Here is a 25,973-nt window from a genome sequence, read left to right as displayed (position 1 = left end):
ATTCCCCCATTCTCTAAATGTAGGATGGCTGACCATTCACTGGTGTGTCACCGAGACTTCCAAGCAATTGAAGCCCGATTTCTCTTGCAGAAACGACAGCTTGTCTCACTGCTCCAGAATCACCACTGATAAACAAAATGACCTCATTTGAATGGCTTGTTCCACCATTACCTGGTGAAGCATAACCAACAACATCAACTGTAGCTGATTTAACTGCAGTATCCGCCATAACAACTCCGATGGCTGCAGGCGCACCTACAATGAGACCAAAGGCACGACCAACTTCAGCACCAAAAGCTGTTTCGATGGCATGGCTTGCTCTCGCAGTGTATTGCAATTCGATATGGCCTGCCTCATTGGCATAGACATCTCCAAATGTACGATTGACTTCACCTAAAGTTACTTCTACTGCACGGCGTACATCTGATACATCTTCTCCACCAAAGATAATTAAGTTACCATGTCCTGCTCCACCTTTTGTATCACGAGGTAATTCGATGCTAACGATCTCTGTATTTGTAGCTTTTACAGCTTCATCTGCAGCCATAATATGAGGTCCAGCTCCTGTACGAGCACCTATAATACCAATGGACCGATAGTATTTTTTCAACTTCATAGCATCCAACAACTGTTGATCGACATTGGCAATCACGAGACCAATGGTATCTCCTGTTGGATTTGAACCAACAAATTCAGTAACATTACAATTATTAGCCATTTTATTACTCCTTTATGTATGATAAAAACGACTGTAATATTTTTAAAAAGCCTGTTCTACAACTTTCAACAATTCTTCAACTGTAGGAACTCTTGGATTTGTAATCGTACACTTATCCACTAAGGCCGCTTCTGCAATCTCACGCTTATTTGCATTAAAATCTTCAAGTCCTACTCCATAAGCGCTCAATGAAGTTGGATGATCTAATTTCTTCTGAAGTTTCCGAACAGCATCGACTAGTTGTCTTACACCAAGAACAGGTGTAGAAGCACTCAAGCCTAATAAACGAGCAATCTGTTGATAGCGTTCAGCAGTTTCTTTATTCAAATTACCTGTGCGGGCACCATTAGTTGTCACATTGGCATTATACTGGATAATATGTGGCATTAAGATGCTGTTGAGACGTCCATGTGGGATATGGAATTTTGCTCCTGCAGCATGGGCGATACTATGATTGATCCCCAATGAAGCTGAGTTGAAGGCCATTCCTGCCAAGGTAGAGGCCACATGCATTTTTTCACGCGCTTCTAAATCATGCCCGTCTTTGTATGCACGAGGTAAGTATTCAAAAACTAATTTGATAGCTTTTTCAGCCAAAGCGTCGGAAAAATCAGTCGCTTTATTAGAAACATAAGCCTCGATCGCATGCGTCAACACATCCATACCAGTGTCAGCTGTGATATTAGCTGGTAAAGTTTCCACCAAATTCGAATCCAAAATTGCGACCTCTGGTAAAATATCCCAATCAACAATCGGATACTTTTGTTCTTTCTCAGCATCAGTAATTACTGCAAAACTCGTCACTTCAGAGCCTGTACCACTAGTCGTCGGTATAGAGATTAGTTTCACATCTTTAAAGACACCTTGTTTCTTAGCAAAGTAATACATGGCTTTAGAAGCATCGATTGCAGATCCTCCACCAACTGATAAGACAATATCGATTGATTTTCCTTCAGTAGCTTTAATCCCTGCCACGATGACATCAATAGGCGGATCTGGAACGATATCCGTAAAGATCACAAGATCGTTACTTGCATCTAAGAATTCAAGAATGCGATCCAACTGTCCAGATTCTTTTAAAAATGGATCAGCAACAACCAATATCGATTGGTTGTGATAATCGCCCAAGTGAGCCAAGGCACCCTTACCGACAAAAATTTGTGTTTTGTAGTAAATGTTATACATTCGTTCTCCTTTCTTTCTTGAGTTTCATTATTTTACCTCCTTTACTAGATGAAACTCTTCAGAATACATAAAAAGAAGCCACATGAAATACAGCCAAACCACACAAAGTTTTGGCATATTTCATATAGCTTCGTCGCTTAAATTTGTACTCCTTTGTACTTTACAAAGAGTATACCATAAAAACGTTTTCAACGCAAAAGAAAAAGCATATATTTTTATATTTTTTAAGCATAATACTTGCGGTTTCTTCCAGATCGTGATATTATGTAGTTACTAGAAATGATTTTGGTACTTTTAAGGGTATGGAAGTTTGGTGAAAATCCAACACGGTCCCGCCACTGTGATAAGCTTTGCTTTCAGTCAGGTCTTTATTCTTAAATTTTAGTAGATTTCACGCCTCGATGTAAGGTGGTGATGTCAGTTAGGAAATACACCAAAATAGTGCTTTCCCCTATTGACTCTACGTTTAAGTACGTATCATTTTCTAAGGATGGTTTTTCCATCATCTGCGATGAAGCAGAGTCAATATTTGGAGAGCTACTGTTAACCAACGATGCTTAACATGAAGTTTGTACACTGATGTACATATGGCTTTCGAATGTGAACCTTGCCTTTCCCTCTGGGGAGGTAAGGTTTTTTTATTTTCTCCTAAAGGATGCTCTATTCCAAAACTTTAGTCTCGATATCAATAGAAAAGCACTACCCCAATTTTAGTTTGGGTAGTGCTTTTTCTATTAGCTATTATTCTTCTGTGCCCAACGCTCCACATCTGCTTTTGTAATATTGTGGAACACCTTTGCTCCTCTTTCATAAGGAATATCTTGGCAGTGTTTACGATAGTTAATGACACGGGCAAGCGCAAAGAAATAATCAGATAAACGGTTGATAAAAATCAAGACTTGGTTATTGATTTCATTCGTCCACATGGTTGCTACCACAAGGCGCTCCGCACGCCGAGCGATCGTTCTTGCCACATGAATCATAGAAGCAATTTCATCGCCACCAGGTAAAATAAATCTTTCCAGAGCTGGTGGGATATCCGCATAAGTATCAATTCGTTCTTCAATCCATTTAACGAGGCTTTCATCTACTTTATATGGGTATACACCCTGAGGAGTAGACAAATCAGAACCACAATCAAACAGGTAATTCTGTAACTGATACAATTCGTCTCTCAATTCATCATCTGGATCCATTTTACTAATCGTATAACCGATCCAAGTGTTTAATTCATCTACGGTACCATAAGCATTGACACGCTCTGAATCTTTTGCAATGCTTTGGCCACCTACTAATTTTGTAAGACCTTTATCTCCAGTCTTTGTATATAGTTGCATAGTTTTCCTCCTTTATTAGCCTTTATCTAATGTCGACGTAGTCATCCCGGTCCAGTTTTCCCTCCTCAAAAGTCGGCATACGCTCTATCGTGTACACGGAACTTTCTATTAAAAAGAAAGCTAAAGGACAACCAGATCCTTCCCCTAAGCGCATATCCATTTGAAGCATCGGGGATAAGCCTAAATAATCCGAAACAATTTGATAGCCCGGTTCTGTAGAACAATGGGATGGGAAGCAATAGTCAACCACTTCTTTCTTTAACTGTGAAGCAATTAAGAGTCCTGTCAAAGAAATCAACCCATCAATGACACAAGGAAGTTGGTACTGGGCACAAGCTAAATAGGTGCCAACCATCCCCAACATGTCTAGGCCACCAACTTTAGAGACGAGATCGATAATATCACTATAGGGAGCGTGTTTGGTTACCGCTTCTTGAATGACAGCTGTTTTATGAGCCTTCATATCTTCCGTCACTCCCGCTCCGTATCCTGTTACCTTTTGGGCAGGAATTCCCAAAGTGGCAGCAATGACTGCTGCGGAAGTTGTGGTATTTCCAACCCCCATCTCTCCTGTTCCAAATAAGGTATAGTCCTGATTGATCTTTTCAACTGTTCTTCTATACCCAACTAAAATGGCTTCAATGGCTTGCTCTCGAGTCATGGCAGCTTCTTTAAGCATATTGCGAGTTCCATGTAACACATGGTCCGGGTTATCGGAATAAATTTGACTCTTACAACCAATATCAATGACACAAATATCAGACCCAGCATGTTCTGCAATATTACAAACCCCTGCTTTACCATTTCTGATATTATTGGCTACAATAAAGGTTGTTTCGATAGGATTTGAGGAGATTCCTTCTTCACAAATTCCATTATCCGCTACATAGATCATAACGATTTTTTTTGATAGCTGGATTTTGTTAGGAAACATCGCATATAGCTTGGCATAATTTTTTTCCATTTTACCTAATGCACCAAGAGGTTTTGCTAAGCGATCACACACCTTTACCCCCTCTTCTAATGCTGAAGCATTAATAGGTACAATTTTATCTAGGATTTGATTTAATTCTTCTTGCCTATTCAAGGATCTCCTCCACATTCTTTACCTGGAGCCCGTCGTATAAAATCTTGCTTAGATTTCTGAGAGAATAATAGCTTGCTAAAGGATGATGAGACAGTCGTTCTTCTAACTCAGTCATGTGCATCAGTTGCTCTTCTGTCAGCAGAATACCAACAATACTACCACTATGGGCAATATTAACTCCTAGTAAACCTAATTCATTTACTAGGTCGATAATATCGTTTAAATAGGGTTTGGGTAGTCGTTTGTTATTCAATAAAGCACTTCTAGTCGCAACGGCGCCTAATAGCTCTACATTTTGCTTGTCACAGGCTATTTTAAAATCAGTCAACAATGTTTTTGATTGCTCTGCAGGATATAAGGGACTGTCCGTCATTCTTATAAAACTCGTCGTATCAACCATTTGATCTGGCTCTAGAATGTACACATAAAGCTTTGGTTTCCACCTGGTCTGCCATTGAATCTCACCATTAAGAGGATTCATCACGGTCCAGTCTGAAAATCCTACGGAGTCACTTGGTTCAATCTTTGAACAAAGACTGGTTAATAAGGGAACCGATACTTTTCCATGTTTATAGGCAGAATAAGCTCCTAAGATCGAAAGCATGTCCGCTGTACTACTAGAATAACCCTTCCCAACAGAAATATCTGTTTGAAAAGTATAGTCGAAATCTATTTGATCTGTTAGTTCATTGATGACTTGCAGCATTTTAGGCCGCAGCCCTTCTTCCATGACACCTGTTTGAGGGCCAATCACTACTTGACTTTTCTTTTCAATGCCATAAGACATCAAAAACTCTTCACCATCTACCACACATTGAAACAATTCTCCGCAAGAGCCTGGACAAGATGCTTTTATCGCCCCCATCACTCTTCTTTTCCTCCAAGAATCGCTTCCAAGGCAGCTAATAAACAGCTATTCTCCTCTCTACTACGAACCGCAATGCGGTAGTAATCATTCGTCAAATTGCGATAGTTCGCACAAGAGCGGATAAAAATGTTATGGCGCCATAATTCTTCACGTAAATCCTTAGAGCCCGTATACTGAAAGAAAATATAATTGACACTTGGTTTTAGAACCCTTAATGCAGAAAAAGATTTCAAGGATTGATAAAGGAAGTCTTTCTCCTTCTGTAGCCATTTTAAAGTTTGAGTTTGATAATCTCGATCCTTTAAAATCACCGGCAAGGCTTGAAGAGCCAATGCATTGATCGTCCATGGAGCCCGTCGTTCATTAATTTTTGCTAAACAAGGATGAATCCCCAGAGCGTAGCCTAAGCGTAAGCCTGGTATAGCGTAAAATTTCGTTAGAGAGCGAACGACAATCGCATTTGCAAAATCACTCAAGTACGGAACAAAACTATATGCTTCCTCGTCTTCTAAAAAGTCAATAAAAGCTTCATCTAGAATAAAATGAATATTCTGTTCCAGCAATTTTTTTCCGATTTCTAGCAAGTGACCAACTGGAGCAAGGGAGCCAGTTGGATTGTTAGGATTGCACAATAGGACAACATCTCCAGCTTCCAATTGGTCTATATCGGATAATAGACCTTCCACAGTCCAAGTAAAATGAGGAGCTGTTAAATGATGGTACAGAATTTCTGTCCCTTCTTGATGAAAAGCTTTTTCATATTCCATGAAGGTGGGACTTAAAATCAATAATCTCTTCGGCTTTAAGGTTTGAGCTAGTTCGTAAAATAACCCAACTGCACCATTTGACAAAAGGATTTCGAGATCTTGATTTCCATGATGCTCCCTCAGCAAATCCTTTTCATATTGGTTGGTGATATCCGGATATTCCGTAATTCTATCAATACTGTCCACTAAGACTTGGCGGAGGCTTGTAGAAACTCCAAGCGGATTGATATTGGCACTAAAATCAATCCACTTTTCAGAAGAGTTCCCATTTTTTTCAGCTAATAGACGTCCATTTCCTCCGTGTTCAACAATCATACACATCTCCTTCTTGAAAGATAAAGTAGTCCTTTTAGATTATATCATGTTTACTCACTCTCAAGAAAGTCCTTTAAAGCATCGATTCCAGTATTCTCTGTTGAAGAAATTTCAAAAATCCGTTTCACACCTGCATCTGACAACTGCTTGCGCGCGAATTCTAATTGCTCCTCAGAGTCTACCAAATCAATTTTGCTAATGATTCCGATCACATCTTGGTTGAATAATGAAGAAAATCCTTGAGGAAAAGTTTGCATGGTCGAATTTCCTGCGATTAAGAGTCCAATGATTTCAGCTTCTGCTGCAGTCACTGTTAACGCATTGTAATACCGTCTATGCTGTAAAAATTCCCCTGGCGTATCAATAATACTATCATGGAATTGAACAGCCTGCGTTTTAAAATACTCAATATCCAATCCTTTTAACCGTTGGGTTAGCGTTGTTTTACCCACTCCAACAGAACCAACAAACATGATTTTCTTCATATATGTCCCCTATTTTTTAATTAACTGTGCCTTATCCGTTCCTAACTTAATTGTTTCACGGCTCTTGACTAAAACACCCTTGTTTTCATCACGACCTTGTAGGAAGTATTTAGCATCCTTACTATCATATGTATCGACGGCAGTCTGTGATAACAAACCAATTCCCTTAGAAGGATCACGCAAAAGATTGAAGAGAATACCAATTTGTAAACCATCGAAGTCTTTCAACATTGCATAGTCCCCGTTACTATCTCCAGCGATTAAGATAGGATCTTGGTTGCCATGTTTATCTGCAATAAATTTCTTGATTGTTTTTGTTTTTCCTTCACCTTGTGTTTGGAAGTAGTCGTTATTGTATTCTGATTGAATCACACCAGAATCATTTTTAACAAGTTCCATTCCATACACATGGTCTTCCGTAATATTATAACCGAATTTATCCAGAGTAGCAAAAGGAACAATGACATCACGGAAGGAAGCAGAGACAACATAAACATCAATGCCGTTATCTTGAAGAGTCTTATAAAGATTTTGCATCTCTTTTACAGCACGGACACCACGTTTAAATTTGATTTCCACTTGACCAGCTTCGCCTTTCAAGCTTTCTGGACTTTCCCATGTTTCAAAAACCAAATCTTCTTTCAAAGCACGTTCAATTGATTTTTCAGATACCGCTTGAACTTCTTCAGATGTCATACCAGTAAACAAGTAAGTTACCCATGGATAAGAAATGTCTGAGCTGAAGGTTCCACCGATGGCTTCGTAAAGATAACGTAATTTAGCACTGAAATCTTTATATTCGTCTAATTTTTTTACTTCTTCGAGGCTCTTAGAACCCTTGAATCCTTTGTACTCATTATAAATCACAGTGTAATCAGAAACAATATCTTTGGCGATCTTATCAATATTAACAGGGTTTCCTTCCTTGTTGTTGTGATCTTCTGTGAAGTTGTCTTCTGGAATATTTGTACGAATCGCCTTATCCAACTCTTCTGGCGTCATCTTAAATTCCAAGTTTTCGATCTGATAAGTGAAGGTTGCTTCACCGATATCATTGATGACGGTTGTGTTATCCCAGTCAAAGACAGCATATGGTTTTGCTGATTCATCATATTTTGAACTAGATTTGCCATTTTCTTTAATGACATTACTTAATTTCTTATATAGTTTGTCCTCCCACTGACCACGTTCAAGGACTTGATCTTCTTTCTTCACGCTTGTTTCCTGACTAGCTTTACTAGACTCAGTTGTTTTAGACGACTGAGAAGCCTGACAACCAACCATAAATAAGGCTAGACCACAAACTAAAAAGAGACGATGTTTCTTCATGAGAAAACCTCCAAAAAAAATTTTAATTAGAAAAAAGGCAACAAAGAACCTATGATTTGAAACGGTTGCGCCATTGCAATCATAGGCCTCATTGCCTTTTATATTATTCCACACCCATTATACTAATTAGCTGATAGAATGTCAACCGAAAACGGTTACATTTTTCATTTGTTTGTAAAATTCTTTCATTTTTTTGAAAGAAATATAAGAAACTATTTAACGATGATTACTAATATAATATAGCCCCTTTTGAATCCTACTTTCCTATCTTTCAGAAAAGACATTTTCATTGTCTTCGCCTTTAAGCTCTGTTATACTTGGGGTAACAAAGAAAGGAGACAAGCCAATGACATTGTCCAAAAAACTCACACTTTCTCTTGCCTCAATGGCAGTTCTTGGTCTTTTAGCAGCCTGCTCGAACCAGACAGCTCAAACACCTGCAAGCTCTGCTAGTTCCCAAAAGGTTTCTTCGAATACTTCAAGCTCTAAAGGTTCACAAACGGCTAGCCAAACTGAAAATCTAGACGGTACATACAAAGGGACTGATGAAAATGATCAGATCACTCTGACCCTGTCTGGTACGACGGGCACATGGGAAGAGGTTGAAAGAGATGGCGAGAAAGAAAGCAAGCCTGTAACCGTTCACGCCGATAATCATACTCTCACTGTGGGGAATGATCTCAAATATTACAAACTAGAAGGTAACCAACTCACTATTGAAGATGACGATCGCGATCCTTCTGATACTATTGTATTAACGAAATAGCATAAAAAATCAGAGGTTAGGATGTAGATCCCAACCTCTATTTATTATCTTAATGGAATTGCATCCCACCATCCACGATGATGGTTTGTCCTGTAATGTAGTTTGAATCAGGACCAGCAAGGAAGCTAACCGCTGAAGCGACATCTTCGGGTTCTGACAAACGTTTGAGGGTAATATCTTTAGCGAAAGTTTGCATACCCCATTCGTCATCTTTACCAGCGTTCTTACCAACTTCATGAGCGATATCATACATCATTGGAGTCTTAACGATGCCAGGTGCATACGCATTGACAGTAATACCTGAATCAGCCAAGTCACGTGCCAAAGTTTGAGTGATACCACGAACTGCAAATTTAGTACCACCATAGACAGTCAAGTTAGGGTTACCTACAACACCTGCTTGTGAAGTTGCATTGATGATTTTTCCGCCATGGCCAAGCGCTTTGAATTGAGCTTGTGCAGCTTGAGCACCCCAGATGACACCACCAACGTTGATGGCAAAAGTACGTTCAAATTGTTCTTCTGTAATCGTATCAAGTGGTGTAGTTGGTGCAACACCAGCGTTGTTAACGACGACGTTTAAGTCTCCGAAATGATCCACAACTTTTTGGAAAGCTGCAGCCACTTCAGCTTGTTTAGAGACATCCGCAACAACCGCAAAAGCATTTTCTGCTGATAACTCAGCTACTGCTTTTTCAGCTGTTTCAGCATTGTAGTCTAAGACTCCGACCTTGAAGCCATCTTGTACCAATCGTTTTGCAATCGCAAAACCGATCCCTTGACCTGCACCTGTGACAATAGCTACTTTAGACATATGATTCCTCCTTGGTATCCCCGATACCAGCAAACGTTCATAAAAGAACAGCATAGGTTGACAGTCAGTTTTGTATGAATCTATCATAAGTTCCTTCCAAAACTATGCTAACAGTATACTCCTTTGTGAAAAAAGTGTCAAACTCTGGCCTGTTATTTTCTAAAGTATTTTACAATCTATCTTATCTTTATTTAGTAATAGATTAACTGATCAAGATAATTTTGAAAAGGGTTTTATATCTTGACAAAAACACTCATATTGCCTTTGTTTTGCGACTTATTTCATGCTACACTAATTATAAGAAAATCAAACAATAAGGAGGTCAAACAATGAAAGAATTCATGGATAAATTGAATAACCTACCTAAGCCAGTTCAATACATTATTGCGATCATTATTTTCTTTATTGCGTTTTACATTTCTTATAGCTTGTTTTAAGTTAGAACGTACAAAGCTCTCTTTAGCTAATACAGTGTTTTAAAAGAGAATGGGACAGAAATCGGTCATTCGTTAGAATTCGATTTCGTCGTCCCACCTCCGCACAGTTGAGTAGGGCTGTAAAAGCTGATGAAATCAGCGTAGTAGAGCCCACTCAACCACTGCGTCTTACTCGACAATCCAAAGACAATTGAGAGGCTAGGACTTTTGTCCCAGCCTCTTTCATTTTTTAAAACATTTTAAAAACTGCTACTGCAAGTACTGCACCGATGATTGGACCAACTACTGGGATCCAAGCGTAACCCCAGTCACCATCTCCTTTGTTAGGAATAGGAAGGAGGCTGTGCATGATACGAGGTCCTAGGTCACGAGCTGGGTTGAGAGCGTAGCCTGTAGTTCCACCAAGAGACAAACCAATCCCTACAATCAAGGTACCAACAGCAAAAGTACCAAGTCCTGCTTGAAGGTCATAAAGACCAAGTGCAAAGATAGTCAGTAGCAAGACAAAGGTTCCAAGGATTTCACTGATGACGTTTGAAGTAGTATCCTTAATAGCTGGACCTGTACTGAAGGTTGCAAGGATATTTCCAGGATTTTCTTCTGCTAAGTAATGCGGTTTGAACTGTAACCAGACAAGGACTTGCCCGACCATGGCTCCAGCGAATTGAGCGATGATATAAGGAATCACAGATGCCCAAGCTAGTCCACCATTAAGAGCAACCCCAATTGTCACCGCTGGATTCAAATGTGCCGGACTTAACTTACCAGAGATAAAGGCTGCCACTGCAACTGCAATCCCCCAACCAAGGGTAATGACAATCCAACCGGAGTTGTGGCTTTTTGTTTTTGGAAGAACCACTCCTGCTACGACCCCATTCCCTAATAGAATCAGGATTAGAGTACCTAAAAATTCACCAAATATTTCTTTCATATACGTTATTTCTCCATCAAAAAGAGGGGCCGGTTAGATATTCTTCTTTCCAACCCCTTTTTTGTTTTTCTTAATTTTTTAATGCTGCCAAGTCATTGTTTTCCAAAGCAACTTGCAAATCTTTTCGGTAGCCAGCTTTTTCTTCTTCTGACCATTCATAGAAGCGGCCCATTTCATCCAAAACAGGTTCGATCATCGCATCTAAACTATCGCGCATGAAGAGCATGTGGTTCGTACGACGAAGAAGGAAGTCAACAGGGCTAAGAGCCAATTCATTGCGCATTGCATAGTGAAGTGACAAGGTATCTGCTAGGCTCAATCCAGGTGCTTGTTCCACGCTATGAGCAAGGGCGAAGACCTTAGGTGCATTAGAACCGTATAGGTTAGCTAGGTAGTGAGCTTCCTTGCTGTCCAATCCACGAGACACGCCAAGTTGAGCAAAGGCTTCAATTTCAGAATCCACGTTGGTTGGGTTAATTTCTCCACCTGATACTGGATAGGTCTTAGAGTTGATCAATTTGAACTGACGGTCGAACTCTTCCTTGAGAATGGTCAAGACACGCTCCATAGCTCCTTCAGCCATCTTGCGGTAGTCTGTAATCTTTCCACCAGCCAGGGTCAAAAGACCATTGTCATCGCGATCAAGGCTTGATCCACGAGAAACAGCAGATGGATCCAAATGTTTTTCAGAAGTGCTACCTTCCAAATGGCTGATTGCTGATTCAACATCTTCACGCGATTTTTCTTTAGAAAGATAGCCTTCAACTGTTGCAATCAAAGCATTAAAGCTCTCATCACTGATAGTGCCGTTGTTCCCACCATTGTAGTCAGAAGCACTGTTTCCTGAGATCAACGGACGAAGACCAGCCCAGCTACTTTCAATGTCATCAATAGTGATGTGAGCTTCTGGGAAGCGGTTATTCACGATTCCCAACAAGTAGTCGACATCTTCTTGAGTTACTTTTGGATGCTCTAAGTCACCAGTGTAGTCTGTGTCGGTTGTTCCGAAGTAAGTTTTATTTTCACGCGGCAAGACGAAGACCATCCGACCGTCTCCAAGACCAGTATCAAAGTAGACTGGTTGAGAAACTTTGATCTTGCTTGAATCTACGACCAAGTGCACCCCCTTGGTTGGACGCATTTGAGAATGCTGCTCTCCATTATTTGAGAGATTACGCACTTTATCGCTCCAAGGACCAGTTGTATTAATCACCAAACGAGCCTTGATTTCAAAGACTTCATCAGTCAAGAGATCACGCGCCACTACACCTGTAATCTTGCCAGATTCATCAAAGAGGAATCCTTCTGCTTTTACGTGGTTGGCGATGAGAGCCCCATCTTGGTTGGCACGTTTGATATTTTCAATCACCAAACGAGCATCGTTGTTACGGAAGTCTAGGTATACCCCACCACCGACAAGACCTTCTTGTTTCAACTCAGGCTCACGAGCCAACACTTCTTCCTTGGTTAAGACCTTGTTGGCAGCTGGTGTATTGCTGACACCTGCCAAGAGATCATAGAGGTCCATGGCTACCTTGAGACGGAAGAGGCTAAAAGTTGCCCCATCTTCATCATAGACTGGTAAGAGCATTGGGTCTGGTTTTGGAATATGAGGAGCAATTTGTTGCACTACTGCACGTTCTGATACCGTATCTGATACCACTTCTACGTCAAATTGTTTGAGGTAACGAAGTCCACCGTGGACTAATTTTGTTGAACGGCTTGATGTCCCTTCCGCAAAGTCCTGCATTTCAATCAAACCTGTTTCAAGACCACTTGCTGCTGCCTGCAAGGCTACCCCAGCACCTGTGATCCCACCCCCGATAATCAAAAGATCCAGGGTGCGTTCTTGCATTTTCTTAATCGATAATTCACGAGTTTTCTTTGAAAATTCCATCATTCTTCACTTTCTATCCTACTGAAGTCTTGACTAGTCTTCAATTTCTGCAAAGAGTTGGGTAGCTTTAACAGCTTTCTTCCATCCCTTGTAGAGTTGTTCTTTACGAGATTCGTTCATAGAAGGCTCGAAGAGTTCACCAGTTGCATTGAGTTCTTTCAATTCATCTAGGTCTTTCCAATAGCCTACTGACAATCCTGCTAAGAAAGCTGCCCCCAAAGCTGTTGTTTCCAAGTTTTTGGCACGAGCGATATCAATACCGAGAATATCCGCTTGGAACTGCATCAAGAAGTTGTTCATAGCTGCACCACCGTCCACTTTAAGGACTTGAATAGCCGTCTTAGAATCAACTTGCATGGTATCAATGATATCCCGTACTTGATAAGCAATGGATTGAAGAGTCGCCTTGATAAAGTCTTCTTTGGTTGTTCCACGAGTCAAGCCAAAGACCGAACCACGAGCATTTTGATTCCAGTATGGTGCTCCTAGACCTGTAAAGGCTGGTACTACATAGACTTCATCGTTGTTGTGAGAATCACGCGCATATTGTTCAGATTCAGGTGAGTTTTCCACCATACGAAGACCATCACGAAGCCATTGAATGGCACTACCCGCGATAAAGATAGATCCTTCTAAGGCATAGTATACTTTCCCGTTAATTCCATATCCAATGGTAGTTAGCAAGTTATTTTCAGATAGCTGCATCTCTTCACCTGTATTCATGATGATGAAAGATCCAGTACCATAAGTATTTTTGACCATACCTGGTTCAAAGGCCAACTGTCCAAAGAGGGCTGCTTGTTGGTCACCCGCCATACCTGAGATAGGAACTTCTCCACCGTAGAAATGGAAAGGAGCTGTTTTCCCATAGATTTCAGAGTTTGAACGCACTTCTGGAAGCATAGCCTTAGGGATATTGAGGATTTCCAAGATCTCATCGTCCCATTTTAGGTCTTTGATATTGTAGAGCATGGTACGAGCAGCGTTTGAATAGTCTGTTACGTGAGAAGCTCCGTCTGTCAACTTCCAAACCAACCAAGTATCGATGGTTCCAAAGAGCAATTCTCCTTTTTCAGCACGTTCTTGTGCTCCTTCAACATGGTCCAAGATCCAGCGAATCTTAGTTGCTGAGAAGTAGGCATCAATGACCAAACCTGTTTTTTGGTGGAATTTTTCGATATAACCTTGGCTCTTAAGCTGTTCAGCTAAAGGAGCTGTTTGGCGAGACTGCCAAACAATGGCATTGTAGATTGGAAGTCCAGTATTCTTATCCCAAACAACGGTTGTTTCCCGTTGGTTGGTAATTCCGATAGCTTCGATTTGTCCTGGCTTGATGCCACTTTCGATAAAGGCACCAGCGATAACAGACTGAACAGAGTTCCAGATTTCATTTGGATTGTGTTCAACCCAACCAGCTTGAGGGAAAATTTGCGTGAACTCCTTTTGACTTGAGCTTACTTTTTCTCCTTTTTTATTGAAAATGATGGCTCTTGAACTTGTTGTTCCTTGGTCAATGGCCATAATGTATTTTTCTTGTGACATGAACTGTCCTCCTGGGAAAAGAAATATTCTTTAGGAGACGTACTCCTTACAATCTCTAGTATACAAAATAAATCGCTTTCATGATCATCAATTTTTTTAAAAATTTAAAAAAATATGAGGAGCGTCTCTTGAATCGCTAGAGCCAGAAGAGATTTCCACACTTCTGTTATATTAAATTTTCAGACAAATCTAAGCAATTTCCAGCAAAAAAAGAGAGTGGGACAGAAATCGGTCATTCGTTAGAATTCGATTTCGTCGTCCCACCTCCGCACAGTTGAGTAGGGCTGTAAAAGCTGATGAAATCAGCATAGTAGAGCCCACTCAACCACTGCGTCTTGCTCGACAATTCAAAGACAATTGAGAGGCTAGGACTTTTATCCCAGCCTCTCTTCTGACATACTAAGTATTGGTATCCCCATAGATCATCTGGCGAATATTGGCTAGATCAATTAGGTCTAGGTCATATTTCAAATAATAGACAGGGATCCGCTGGGTATGGCTAATAGGATTGTTGGTCACAATCAAATCGTAATCTGAAGCTGGATCAAAGGCTTCAATGGTAATAAAACGATTGTACTCTAAGTAGCGCTTGAGGACTTCTGTCATCCGTGTATAGCCTAAATAGCCCACTGTTAAGTCTAAGCCGATCTTAATTTGTCTCCCACTATTTTCTGCGATATAATCCATTAACTGGAGCCACTCCCACTTGATTTTTTTATCCAGAGTTGTCCCTTGGCAAAAGATCGGAAGTTTGCTAAAGATAGTGTCTGCTACTTCCCTATAATCATGACTACTAAAGACATAAGGATTGTGGCTTTCAAGTTGGTACTTATACTTGTCTTGAAGAAGGTAGCCTGTAAAAAGATAGACCTGTCCACAAATTTGGCTTAATTCATAGGTCACAGGGCCTTCGATATAATCCCCTAATAACTTCTGCATTTTCATCTCTTGAATGAGTTGCGTCGTCAAATTACCAATCTCTCCCCCAAAGCCTAAGATGTACTCCATAGTATGAAGCGGGAGGATTCGATGGGTGACAAGGAAAGCAAAGAGGACTAACATCTCTCCATCTTCATAGCTAAGAGCGATGTGTTTCCCAGAAAAGAACTGGTTTACCCGACGAAACAAGCGTTGGTAAAAAATGTTGTCGGTATAGCCCTTCATCTTCTGTTCGATTTCTTGAAACTGACAGGCATTGACCTTGAGTCGTTGCTGGGTAATATGGGACCAGAGAACCATGTCTAAGCGTTGGCCTTGAGACAACTGGGCACCACAGAGCTCTTCTAAGGTTTCAATTTCGGTTTGTCTTTCTTTCTTGGCAAGTTCTTGTTTCCAGTCTTCACTAGCCCAAACCTTTCGTAGCAAACCAAAATAAAAATAACGAATTTTATGTTCAGGACCCTTGAGGCGCCCATTGTGGATGGAAAATTGAAACTCAACTAATAATTTGTTTAAGCTCGAAATATGTCGCCCTAATGTCGCTTCACTAATCAAGAGTTCCTGAGCCAGTTTCTGGGCTTGAAATTGACCATGATAAAGCAAATAGATCAATAGTTGGTACTTGATAGCATTGTCCAAAAAAGCCCGTCGAATGTCACGCCCCTTTGTATCCGAACCCACAAGAAGGCGAAGATTTTCATCTTCTAGTTCAATGGAAAGGGCCAGTTGATTCTCTTTGGCCTTGTCATTGATCAGTGCAAGATATTTGTTCAAGGTTGCTTTGGAAAAATCTGTCTCCGCCATCACTTCTGACAGACTGCTTGGAGAATGTTGCTGCAGATGAGACAGGATTAAAAACTGCCCACCCTCACTTTTTTCCATTAAATCAGCTAAATGCATTTTCAGAAAACCCTTCCATTATTCTATCTTTAGAGTACCATAATTTGGCCAAAAGAAAAAACAATCTGTTTCTATCCTCGTCAGCAATTGAAAAAAGAGCCTAAGGCTCTTCCTAGTATTTCAAATGCTTATCAATATCTGCTCTAATCTAACCGATTTAAGAATTCCATGGTCGGACTGTCCTGGTAAAGTTCTTTGAGAGGAATCTTATGATAGGCAGAAATCTCTTCCGATGTCACACCGTAACGAATCAAGAGATCATAAATACGATTTAAATCATGACGTAATTCATCCGTAATGAGGACATTATCGCTCGTTTCTTTTGTTTTCCAATAATAAGAGGGTAGAACTTCCTTGGTTTCTATTAAAATAGTTTGCAATAAAGTTCCGCCATGACTATCCTTCTGAGAGATATCTGCTCCAAGTTCTAACATTTTTTTAAAAACCTTGAAGGATTGGTCAGCCTTTTCCTTAGACGAATACAACTGATATTGACCATTCCAACGTTTGATCATGCGCCTGCAGTCAAATACAGCTCTTCCGCCGGCCGTTTGGATGACCGGTTGACAAAATGGATTAAGCTCTGTCGGTTCTTCGATAAAGTTAAGATCTGCCCCTCTATCAATGAGTAAGTCCGCAATATCTAAATGTCCCGATTTAATAGCGACTTGAAGAAGGGATTGGCCTTAATCTCTTTTAGGTTTGTCACCCGAAACAGCATTGACTTCTTCAGGCTTTCTATCCAATATCTGACGGACAGCCTCTATATCACCTCTTCTCAATAACTGAAAAGTTTTTTGCATGGCCTTTTCTCCTTAAATGATTGATAATCCTATCTCTGAGTTCTTCGTTAAACTAATTATATCATTTTACAGACTCCTATATGATGGAATGTGTCATTAGCTAAAAAGGTTTGATTTTATCACCAAATAAAAAACCTCTCACCGAAATTGGATGAGAGATTGAAGGCTTTTTTATGATTTTCGTATAGCCACTAACCAAGAGGATACTAGGATTTCGAAAATAACCAGAAGGATAATCTGAGTAATAGAACTCTGAACCAGCATGAGAACAGCTAGACTATCGATCAACATATGAGAGAGGATACAAGGAACAGCTCCTTTCGAGTACTCCTTGAGAGCTCCAAATAGGAAGGTATTCCCTAAAATCATCAGGTAAAAGATGAGATAGTTGGACGAACCTGCTGTAATCCAAGGAAGTTGATAGATAGGGATGTGCCAGAGGAACCAGACAAGGGAAAGAACCATCATTTTAGATATAAAGTGCTTGCTAAAGGAAAGATGCTCTTGTAAAAACCAACGCCAACCTACTTCTTCCAGACCTCCATATAAAAAGGTCCAGGGGAAATAGAGGAAGAAGGCCAAGAGGGAGTTCCCAGTAAAGCGGACATTCATGAGCAGGATGGAGATCCCATAATAAATGATGGGGATGAAGAAGGCTAGCATCCAGGACAGGTTACTTTCTTTTTGAAGAAAGATCTTTTTGAAAAATTCTCCCAGGGATTTAGTTTCACCTAAGACGATGGAAAAGCAAAGAGCCGTTATCATGGGAATCAAATTCATTAGGATAAAAAGAAGTGAGGCCCCCATACTACTCCTATCTGGGAAAAACCAAAGGATAACTTGCCCCACTAAAAAAGTAGCAAGGAGGGCAGTCAGTGCATACCAGATAGCGACTGATTGTTTTGAAATAAATTTGCTCATTTTTCCTCCTTTAGAGTTACAGACTTCTTTCTTGCAATCATGATTGCTAAACTAATAATAAGAAATTTACTGACTAGAGATAGCCATCCATCTTCATTCACTAGAATCTGAGACAAGGAATTGATACAGGCATGGGTCATGACACAGATCCATAAATTTTGCGTTTTATGATACAAGGCCGATAAGATAAAACAGTTAGTTAGCAGACCTACTAGAAACGGAAGCAACTGAATGACACCTAAAGAACCATCAATGTAAAAGTAAAAAAGATGCCAGCTAGACCAGGCTAAAAAGCTGATCACAGTAGCTGAAAGATAAGGTATTCTTTCCTCCAAAGTGGGTTGAAAGAAATAACGCCAGCCAATTTCTTCAATTCCACCAAAAAGAAGAGCCTTGAAAAAGAGCACCACTGGCAACACCAACGATTGAGTGGTGATCTTACCACCTAAGATAAATGGGAAAAAGTCGAGTATCAAGAAAACAAGCACCAAACAATAATTTGCTAAACTGTCTTTGACTTGAAAAAAATCTTTGAGAACTTGTTTAAAACTAGATTGATGGTAACTAATGCTTGCAAGACTGCCCCACAAAGCTGATGACAAACCACCTACAATAACAGCGATGATCCCCATTGGTGATGTAAAATCAACCTTTACTCCTCCTATTCTTAAAAAGCAAACCAAAAGGCTGACACCTAATACTTGACCAAAGGTTCCTAACAAATACATAGATAGGGCTTGCTTTCTACTCATTCGTGATTCCTTTTCTATTCTTTCATCTAGTTCATGACTCTATTAGATTTGGAGCATCCCCCTAATCCGCATCGACCCAAAGATGGTATTGTTCACAGTGTAGACATCGAAAGAGATAGCCACACATAGAACCATCCTTGACTAAGTATTCAGCTACATCCTGAAATTCATCACGCGCCTCATATTCTTCCAAAACTTGCTCAGCAATGCCCATTTCTTCCAGTTCACGAGTGCCAACTGTCCCCAGATAGGCACAGTAGTCTTGGCAACAAGAGAGCCAATATTCGCCCTGCCAGCTAATATAGCCTGGAGTTTGACTGAAGAGGACCTGGTCTTTTTCCTTATCCATGACCCCTTGCCAATCAGCATCTTGGATAAACTCTGCTTCAAACTTTTGGGCAGCACGACCAGTAGAAATACAAGTTGGACAGAGATGTCTTAACTCTTCTACACAATAAGGTCTCAGAGCATAATAGATGGTGTGGTCTTCTCCACACGAAGGGCAGGTCTTAGGCTCCCCTTCCTTAAAGGAACCCGTCGCTAGTGGATCCGGATGATAGCGGAAGGTTGGCAATTCACTGACTTTCTCCTTATGAGCCTCTTTTTCTTTTTCGGTCAAGGGACGAGAAAGAGCAAAGCGATCTCCATGACTGAGACTCATCTTTTCTAAGGTGAAAAGTTTCTTAACTTGCTTGCGATCAGACTTGTCTACTAGCTCTGAGAAGAGAGCATAGGCACTGGCATATAATCCCAACTCTTGGTAAACATCCACCAAGACCTGCTTAGCTTCTGGAGTTTCCAGTAAAGCTAGCCGATCCGCAAATTCATAGAGAGCCAGCACGCTGGATGAACCCTTATCTTGCGCTTGGAACTGCTTTTTAAGATGGATATACTCTTTCATAGAATCATTCATAGGACTACTCGCTTTCATTTTTAAAGGAATCAAATCGTAGATTCAACTCTTACAGATGATTGTATTCTAACCTGGATCATGTACTTTAAACCCATACCTGCCAGCATTTCGCTTGAGTTTCGAAACTAACACTTCATTGCGCTTGCTTTTCCCAAAAAAGAAAGGAATAGTCTTCCCATTTCTGAGTTCGATATAGAAAGCATAGCGACTCCCACCACCAGCGCGACCACGGAGAAAAAAGTAGGTTATCTGCTTCATCTCTTTCAGTGGGATCATTCGCCGACTGAAGCACAAAGACACATGAATGTAGAAGATGCCACGGTTAATATGGAAGGGAGCAAAGAAGGGACCACCACTACGCCTCGCGATTGCTCTTCTTCTCAAGATAAGGAGAACAGTGAAAAAAAGCAAGAAAACTAGCACAAATAGACTCGGAGCATATAGGTGCATTCCTTTAAACTCTATCACATGACTAGCCATTCTCGCTCTCCTTCCTGTTTTTACTTGGTAGTGTCAGTTCTTAAATAGTAGCTGTCCCCACTTTTTTTGCCTTAAAGATTTTTTGCATGATCAATACGCTGATCGATGCGATTGCTCCATTCTCTTAATTCTTTTAACGTCTCCACTTTACAAATAAATAGGACGTAACTATCGCTATCAATGTCTATTCCCCCTACACAGAAACCTTCTGTTTCCCATCTCCTATCGAGAATAGAGCACCAATTCGTAATAGTGTCCTCTTCATCAAACCAATCATCTTCCATCTGAAGATTCTTCTTATCAGCCAGAGATTTCATGAAGTAGCTAAAATCTTCTAATTCAGGATTCCAGTCTAATTCAACAGCTTCATTCGCATCGAGCAGTTCATCTGCAATACCAAGCCAAATAATGGTTTCCTCTGTTTCATCCTCGTCAATTCCACGCTCGTCATAGCGATCAATATTTTCCTCAAAATAAGACCAAGGTGATTCTAAGCAATTTTCAATAGCATCATGGATAGAGCCGTCCTCAGTCAGTAACTGAACGATACGAGTATACACTTCTTTCGTTGTTTGATTCATTATTTGTTATCCTCACTTTTCTAAAGTTTCCTTTGTTACTAAAATTCTAATTTTTATGCTTAAGTTTGCTCTTTAATCAGTATTCTTTTTAGTCTTTGTTAATAAGATGATGACACCCACTAAGAGAAGAATTCCAAATTCGAAAGCAACTAGTTCTAAATCTTTTAATCCTTCAATGTAGGGTAGGACATACATACTTGATTCTACTAATAGAAAACCGATAAGAATAAGGGCTAGAGCAAAGTAGCTTCGTTTTTTATTCATCTTTAGATCCTTTCCTTAGCTGAAGTTCACTCCAACCTCAAATAGCTGGAAATTCTATTTGGTTTCAACCCATTTTTCATTGTCCATGATAAAGGGCTTAGCTAGACCTTCACCAGTGTAATCTTGGTATTTGGTCTCCAAGTATTTGTAGACATCTTCCTTGGTCGCAAACTTGATCGCTTGATAGGGCTCTTCAAAAGTCAGCTTTTCGACAAAGAGATAGCCATCCTTGGCAGGAACTAAGACACCGACGTGCCCGACAAAAAGCGTGTTGCCATCTAGGTTATCATGAACGATGACAGAAAGCATGCGGGCATTTTCATTAAATTTGAAATTAGAAAAATACTCTTCCATCTTCTTAGCATGGACCTTGACATCCGTTGTAGCCTCTGTCGGAACTCGTGAATAGAGAATGTTAAAGGCTTCCTTGTCTGCCTCATCGAAGACCTTTCCTTTGTCAATAGCATCATTGTCCACGAATAAGAGTTCACTATCCGCCTGTTGATTAGGAATCTCGATGCGGTTCTTCAGCAAGGTATAACTATTGATCCGGCAGTTGGTCCCGACGAAATCGCCCTTCTGCTTGGTCCACAAGTCACTGATCTTCTCGACATTGTAGTCTGTTTTCTTGAACTTGCTGAAGTCACCCGTCAAGCCAACAGATCCAACGATGTTATCATAGTCCGTTACTAGACCCATAAACTTGTCTACACTTTCCTGATCCAAATAAGCAGACAAGAGCGTCCGCACTTCTTCGACACTAGCCTTGCTATTGAGGTTACTGTAAGTTCCCTTGTAGTGCTCCTTGTCTGAACTGGCCTTTTTGACAGTGGAGCTCTCCTGCTTTTCCTTGGATTGCTTTTGGTTGGTCCCACAAGCCGCTAAAGCAAAGATCGCCAAGGCACAGCTAGTAAGGAGCATGATTTTTTTAGATGGTTTCATAAAGTGGTTCCTTTTCTATATACTAAGATGTTTTGTAACATGATACCTTTCTTTTTCCTATCGAATCTCCTTATCCTATATTATAGTTTAAAACTAGCTTTGCTCCAACTATTTTTCACGAAATGAGGAAACTTTATAAGTAGCAAAAAAAGAGCTGGCAGACTATCCAGCTCTTCAATATGTTACATTGGACTTATTTTATAGTCATCACTGTTCAACTAGCAATTAAAGATAGAAAATGTGTTTGATAAACACTATGCCTCTTTTCATCATTTTCTATCGTAGCTTTTGTTGGGTTCAGTTGCCTCTTTTAAGGTCTTCAGATCAACACTAGAACGATTGTTTAATCCGGCCTATCTATTTTGGCATGTTCTATTGCGTACTCAGCTTCCTCTTGAGTAAATTTTCTTATATCAACAAGTTTTTCTAATAATCTTTCTTTCGAATAGTTGCCACCGCTTCCAAAAGATTCCACTTCTTTCACAGCGTTCTCCTTCCAATCGAAATGACCTTGTTCTATGGCATAGTCAGCCTCTTCTTGAGTAAATAGATCAACATTTATTAGTCTCCCGAGTAAATATTCTTTTGAAAAATGAAACGTTTGATATGATTTTGCTTTTAAAAGTGCTTGCTCTTTCCAGTCTATATTAAGCTTATTGATAGCATACAGGGAAGCATCTTCTGAATACCTGTCATTCTTAGTAAGATCATTTTTAATTTGCTGCATCGATAAAGGAGATTTCTTTAAAAATTCTTTAGCTGTTGCATATGCACTTGTATATTCTGCATCTAGTAAAGGTAAAGGATAAACTCTTTTCTTAAACATATTCATTAATGATTCTAAATCTTCCTTATTTTTTCTATCACTTGAAGAAGCGTAGTTTTCTACAGGATAAGTTACTTTTGATCCTGAACGTGAATTTTTCCATTCATTATAACTTCTTTCATAACTATATACCATAAAAGCTATCCATACTACTATCATTCCAACCATCGCAAAAATAAATGTAAAAAATTTTCTCATAATGACTACCTTTACTTGTTTTTCTCCAATGGAATCTTTCATTCCTCTGGAACTACATTCATTAGTATTATACCATGAAAAATTGTTCATTTTTATTTACTAGTGTAAAAGTCTTCATACTAGTAAACAAAAAAGCGACCGCAATATTTCAACTGCAATCACTCGTTCAATGTGAGATAAAATAACAAAGTACTATAAAGGATTATTTAATCTTGTGTTTGTTCATCTTTTCTTCAAAGACTTCCGTTTCTATCCTAGCTATTTTGGATGCAGTAGACTCTTTTAAGGGCTTCAGAACCGCACTAGAATGATTGTTTAATTCGACCAATCTATTTTGGCATGTTCTATTGCGTACTCGGCTTCCTCTTGAGTAAATTTTTTGTTTTCAACAAGTACTTCTAACATCTTTTCTTTCGTAATCTTGCCACCGTTTGCATAAGATTCCGCTTCTTTCACAGCGTCCTCCTTCCAATCGAAATTAACATGTTCTACAGCATAATCAGCCTCTTCTTGAGTAAATAGTTCAACATTTATAAGTTGCTCAACTAACTTTTCTTTTGAATAACGATACTTTTGAAGTGATTTTGCTTTTAAAAGTGCTTGCTCTTTCCAGTCTATATTAAGCTTATATACAGCGTACTGGTTAGCGCCTTCTGAATAATTATAGATCTTTATTTTATTTTTGATAGCCTGCATCGAAATAGGAGAATCCGCTGACAGATTTTTAGCTGTTTCATATGCCCTTTTAAATTCTTTTTCTACTAAAGTTGGAGAAAAAAGTTTTTCAACAAGCAAATTAAATAATAATTCGAAATTATCATTATATTCATCAATTGGACTAGAGTATTTTTTATAATCATAATTCTTCGTACTAGAACTTGAAGTAGCGTATTCTTGTTTTGATGATTCAAAATCATCCTTATTTCCATCACTTGAAGTAGAGTATTTTTCTTCAGAATTAGTTACTATTTTTCCCGTATATGAACTTTTCCATTTATTATAACTTATTTGATACTCAATTGCCATCAAAGCTAACATTCCTACCATCAATCCAAAAATCGAAAAAATAACTATCAAAAATTTTTTCATCATGAATACCTTTACTTGTTTTTCTCCAATGGAATCTTTCATTCCTCTGGAACTACATTCATTAGTATTATACCATGAAAAATTGTTCATTTTTATTTACTAGTGTAAAAGTCTTCATACTAGTAAACAAAAAAGCGACCGCAATATTTCAACTGCAATCACTCGTTCAATGTGAGATAAAATAATAAAGTATTATTTTATCTTATGTTTGTTCATCTTTTCTTCAAAGACTTCTGTCATGATGACACGCAATTCCTCCCGTTCTTTTTCAGGAAGGTCTCCTTGGCGCTTGGCCACGGCATAGAGTTCAGGATAGCGCATAGCCACACGTTCGATCGTCTTTGTTGTCGCATGCCCCCTGACAAAAAAAGGAATACGCTTGATCCATTCTTGCGGTACAAGAGCGAGCAACTTCTTCGCCGCTTCTTTATCAGAAATCTCAGCTGTACTCAAACCTTGGTTGATCTGTTCTTGTTCTTTTTCTGTAAAATCTTTTAATTCCATAGTAAACTCCTCATTTGTTTATCTAAGGACACATTATACACCTATGGAGAGGAATGTACAACTAAAGAAACTGAAAACAGAGCAAGGGCAAGTCAATACCTATTTGTACTTTTCTATCTCCGTTTTTAATAGACTGAGCATGCTAGCATGGTGAGATCTAACACAGTTATTATCCCAATTCCAATCATATTTTTTGACTAAGTCACTCATCACTTTTAATTTGGGACTTTGCTCTATTACATTTGGATCAGGTTATTTTTTTCAGAATCAGCGTTCAATTTTACTTTAAATCGTACTTCCAGTCTTCTCCATCTTGGTAGTAAAAAAATTCAGACAGTTCTTCTTCAAGAAAGATACGAAGCATATCCTCCATATCTAGAGAGAGGTCTAGATTTGGCAATTCTTTCAGGTCCTCCCACCAGACTTCCCCCTCTTCAGAGGATATTAAGTCTCCTTCAAACTTTTCTGTCTTATAAAAGAGAACTACATAACGAATGCCGTCTTCTACCCAATCTTTCATTCCACAGATCTGGGGAGAAGCAATCTTTAAGCCAGTTTCTTCCTTCACTTCACGGATTACTGCTTCCGTAAATGATTCTCCCGCTTCGACATGACCACCAGGAAAGGTTATGCCTGGCCAGTCCTCTTTTTTACGATCAATAACAAGAACTCTATCGCCGTCTCTTACCATACAAAGATTTGTAAACTCAACAGTCTCATTCATAAAGATACTTCCTAACTATGTTTGTCTTTTTCTTTAAGGATAGGATAAACAATCTCTACCCTATTCTTCTTTTAGTTGCACTTGCGTATGGGCTAGCAGGTCACCTAGGTGCCTCTTATCTTTCCTAAACATCGTCATTACCAGTAGCAAAACTGCGAGGAGAGTCGCTGAAATAGAGAGGATAATGGATAATCCATCAAAATTACTATAGAAGCCATGAATTGTGCCCATATGACCGAGTTGCCAAGGTAAAAATTTAATGGTGTTTCTAATTAAGCTAGCTTGCACTGTTTTTTTCTGGTAGACCAGTTCAAGTCCTGCTTTTACCTTCCCAAAACTCCCATTTTTTGCATAATCCAAGAATGTGAACAGGAGCGTGATTGGCAAAATAGATGTTAAAAATACAAGCCACTGCGACTGAATTTCTGTAAACTTTGGGACACCATTAAAAAAAATGATGTAAATAAGCATCGAAACTATAAACAGAAGAACTAAATAAGCTAGAATGAAAAGATAATCGAATAGAAATTCTATCATTCTTTTTTTAACCGAAATAGGATTGATTGCTAACATCTTCATCACCGTCTCCCCCTTTCTCATCTCCTATTATAATATAAGGGTACGAATAAAGAAACCATTTATAAAAAAAGACTGAAATA

At 39.4% G+C, this 25,973-nt stretch carries 27 protein-coding genes, 1 pseudogene and 1 riboswitch; of the genes and pseudogenes, 1 reads left to right on the top strand and 27 read right to left on the bottom strand.

The window, feature by feature from the left end; all coding sequences use genetic code 11:
- Positions 1–13: 13 nt before the first annotated feature.
- From pduB to QM830_RS01990, 8 genes are all read right to left on the bottom strand, one after another.
- Entirely contained in the window at positions 14–718 is a 705-nt protein-coding gene (pduB, locus tag QM830_RS02025; protein WP_009730843.1) for a propanediol utilization microcompartment protein PduB, read from the bottom strand.
- A 42-nt stretch (positions 719–760) separates the two neighbouring features.
- The gene (locus tag QM830_RS02020; RefSeq protein WP_414325400.1) at positions 761–1,903 is read right to left on the bottom strand and encodes a 1-propanol dehydrogenase PduQ; all 1,143 of its coding nucleotides are present in this window, start codon (positions 1,901–1,903) and stop codon (positions 761–763) included.
- A 277-nt stretch (positions 1,904–2,180) separates the two neighbouring features.
- Positions 2,181–2,326, top strand: a riboswitch (adenosylcobalamin (AdoCbl) riboswitch).
- Positions 2,327–2,637: 311 nt separating this feature from the next.
- Positions 2,638–3,240, bottom strand: a complete 603-nt coding sequence (locus QM830_RS02015) for a cob(I)yrinic acid a,c-diamide adenosyltransferase (RefSeq protein ID WP_414325399.1) — start codon at positions 3,238–3,240, stop codon at positions 2,638–2,640.
- A gap of 22 nt (positions 3,241–3,262) precedes the next feature.
- Positions 3,263–4,342, bottom strand: a complete 1,080-nt coding sequence (gene cobT / locus QM830_RS02010; protein WP_414325398.1) for a nicotinate-nucleotide--dimethylbenzimidazole phosphoribosyltransferase — start codon at positions 4,340–4,342, stop codon at positions 3,263–3,265.
- Positions 4,320–5,192, bottom strand: a complete 873-nt coding sequence (locus QM830_RS02005) for a kinase (protein WP_414325397.1) — start codon at positions 5,190–5,192, stop codon at positions 4,320–4,322. Before QM830_RS02005 ends, cobT begins: the two co-directional genes overlap by 23 nt.
- Positions 5,192–6,277, bottom strand: a complete 1,086-nt coding sequence (gene cobD, locus QM830_RS02000; protein ID WP_414325395.1) for a threonine-phosphate decarboxylase CobD — start codon at positions 6,275–6,277, stop codon at positions 5,192–5,194. Before cobD ends, QM830_RS02005 begins: the two co-directional genes overlap by 1 nt.
- A 50-nt stretch (positions 6,278–6,327) precedes the next feature.
- Positions 6,328–6,762, bottom strand: coding sequence for a EutP/PduV family microcompartment system protein (locus tag QM830_RS01995; protein ID WP_368385330.1), 435 nt, complete (start codon positions 6,760–6,762; stop codon positions 6,328–6,330).
- Between the two features lie 9 nt (positions 6,763–6,771).
- Entirely contained in the window at positions 6,772–8,091 is a 1,320-nt protein-coding gene (locus tag QM830_RS01990) for a haloacid dehalogenase-like hydrolase (protein WP_414325393.1), read from the bottom strand.
- 346 nt (positions 8,092–8,437) lie between these two features.
- Between QM830_RS01990 and QM830_RS01985 the strand changes: the two genes are divergently transcribed.
- A complete protein-coding gene (locus QM830_RS01985) occupies positions 8,438–8,857 on the top strand; it encodes an SP_0198 family lipoprotein (protein WP_414325392.1) in 420 nt (139 codons plus the stop codon).
- A gap of 49 nt (positions 8,858–8,906) precedes the next feature.
- Here QM830_RS01985 and QM830_RS01980 read toward each other — a convergent pair whose 3' ends face one another.
- The 19 genes and pseudogenes from QM830_RS01980 to QM830_RS01890 form a co-directional block, all read right to left on the bottom strand.
- Complete coding sequence (locus QM830_RS01980) at positions 8,907–9,671, bottom strand: (S)-acetoin forming diacetyl reductase (protein ID WP_414325391.1); 765 nt, start codon at positions 9,669–9,671, stop codon at positions 8,907–8,909.
- A 666-nt stretch (positions 9,672–10,337) separates the two neighbouring features.
- Positions 10,338–11,039, bottom strand: coding sequence for an MIP/aquaporin family protein (locus QM830_RS01975; RefSeq protein ID WP_125826309.1), 702 nt, complete (start codon positions 11,037–11,039; stop codon positions 10,338–10,340).
- 70 nt (positions 11,040–11,109) lie between these two features.
- Positions 11,110–12,936, bottom strand: coding sequence for a type 1 glycerol-3-phosphate oxidase (gene glpO, locus QM830_RS01970; protein WP_049485923.1), 1,827 nt, complete (start codon positions 12,934–12,936; stop codon positions 11,110–11,112).
- Positions 12,937–12,969: 33 nt separating this feature from the next.
- On the bottom strand, positions 12,970–14,478 hold the full coding sequence (glpK, locus tag QM830_RS01965; protein ID WP_154857945.1) for a glycerol kinase GlpK: 1,509 nt from the start codon (positions 14,476–14,478) through the stop codon (positions 12,970–12,972).
- A 399-nt stretch (positions 14,479–14,877) separates the two neighbouring features.
- A complete protein-coding gene (locus tag QM830_RS01960; RefSeq protein ID WP_414325389.1) occupies positions 14,878–16,317 on the bottom strand; it encodes a helix-turn-helix domain-containing protein in 1,440 nt (479 codons plus the stop codon).
- 143 nt (positions 16,318–16,460) lie between these two features.
- Entirely contained in the window at positions 16,461–16,832 is a 372-nt protein-coding gene (locus tag QM830_RS01955; RefSeq protein WP_414325387.1) for a hypothetical protein, read from the bottom strand.
- A gap of 99 nt (positions 16,833–16,931) precedes the next feature.
- Positions 16,932–16,991 (bottom strand): annotated as a pseudogene (locus tag QM830_RS01950) (hypothetical protein); the annotation flags it as partial.
- Between the two features lie 300 nt (positions 16,992–17,291).
- A complete protein-coding gene (locus QM830_RS01945; protein ID WP_414325386.1) occupies positions 17,292–18,041 on the bottom strand; it encodes a type II CAAX prenyl endopeptidase Rce1 family protein in 750 nt (249 codons plus the stop codon).
- Positions 18,038–18,793 (bottom strand): lysostaphin resistance A-like protein, encoded by a 756-nt coding sequence (locus tag QM830_RS01940; RefSeq protein ID WP_414325384.1) that lies wholly within the window; start codon positions 18,791–18,793, stop codon positions 18,038–18,040. The genes QM830_RS01945 and QM830_RS01940 overlap by 4 nt, the downstream gene beginning before the upstream one ends.
- 61 nt (positions 18,794–18,854) lie before the next feature.
- Entirely contained in the window at positions 18,855–19,706 is an 852-nt protein-coding gene (locus QM830_RS01935) for a CbrC family protein (protein ID WP_414325382.1), read from the bottom strand.
- A gap of 66 nt (positions 19,707–19,772) precedes the next feature.
- On the bottom strand, positions 19,773–20,186 hold the full coding sequence (locus QM830_RS01930) for a hypothetical protein (RefSeq protein WP_414325380.1): 414 nt from the start codon (positions 20,184–20,186) through the stop codon (positions 19,773–19,775).
- 71 nt (positions 20,187–20,257) lie between these two features.
- On the bottom strand, positions 20,258–20,767 hold the full coding sequence (locus QM830_RS01925) for a DUF6630 family protein (protein ID WP_414325378.1): 510 nt from the start codon (positions 20,765–20,767) through the stop codon (positions 20,258–20,260).
- A 72-nt stretch (positions 20,768–20,839) separates the two neighbouring features.
- Positions 20,840–21,031 (bottom strand): hypothetical protein, encoded by a 192-nt coding sequence (locus tag QM830_RS01920; protein ID WP_414285866.1) that lies wholly within the window; start codon positions 21,029–21,031, stop codon positions 20,840–20,842.
- Positions 21,032–21,085: 54 nt separating this feature from the next.
- Positions 21,086–21,973: a DUF4300 family protein gene (locus QM830_RS01915; RefSeq protein WP_414325376.1), complete on the bottom strand. Its 888-nt coding sequence runs from the start codon at positions 21,971–21,973 to the stop codon at positions 21,086–21,088.
- Between the two features lie 343 nt (positions 21,974–22,316).
- A complete protein-coding gene (locus tag QM830_RS01910; protein ID WP_414325374.1) occupies positions 22,317–23,039 on the bottom strand; it encodes an Ltp family lipoprotein in 723 nt (240 codons plus the stop codon).
- 273 nt (positions 23,040–23,312) lie between these two features.
- A complete protein-coding gene (locus tag QM830_RS01905; RefSeq protein WP_414325372.1) occupies positions 23,313–24,128 on the bottom strand; it encodes an Ltp family lipoprotein in 816 nt (271 codons plus the stop codon).
- A 150-nt stretch (positions 24,129–24,278) separates the two neighbouring features.
- Positions 24,279–24,590, bottom strand: a complete 312-nt coding sequence (locus QM830_RS01900; protein ID WP_006597213.1) for a hypothetical protein — start codon at positions 24,588–24,590, stop codon at positions 24,279–24,281.
- Positions 24,591–24,870: 280 nt separating this feature from the next.
- Positions 24,871–25,314, bottom strand: coding sequence for an 8-oxo-dGTP diphosphatase (locus tag QM830_RS01895; RefSeq protein WP_414285863.1), 444 nt, complete (start codon positions 25,312–25,314; stop codon positions 24,871–24,873).
- A 60-nt stretch (positions 25,315–25,374) separates the two neighbouring features.
- A complete protein-coding gene (locus QM830_RS01890) occupies positions 25,375–25,914 on the bottom strand; it encodes an RDD family protein (RefSeq protein ID WP_414285862.1) in 540 nt (179 codons plus the stop codon).
- Positions 25,915–25,973 lie beyond the last annotated feature (59 nt).

This window comes from Streptococcus sp. OMI750, assembly GCF_047463895.1.
In the GTDB taxonomy this organism is placed as follows: domain Bacteria; phylum Bacillota; class Bacilli; order Lactobacillales; family Streptococcaceae; genus Streptococcus.
This window is presented reverse-complemented; position numbering and strand designations above follow the sequence as displayed.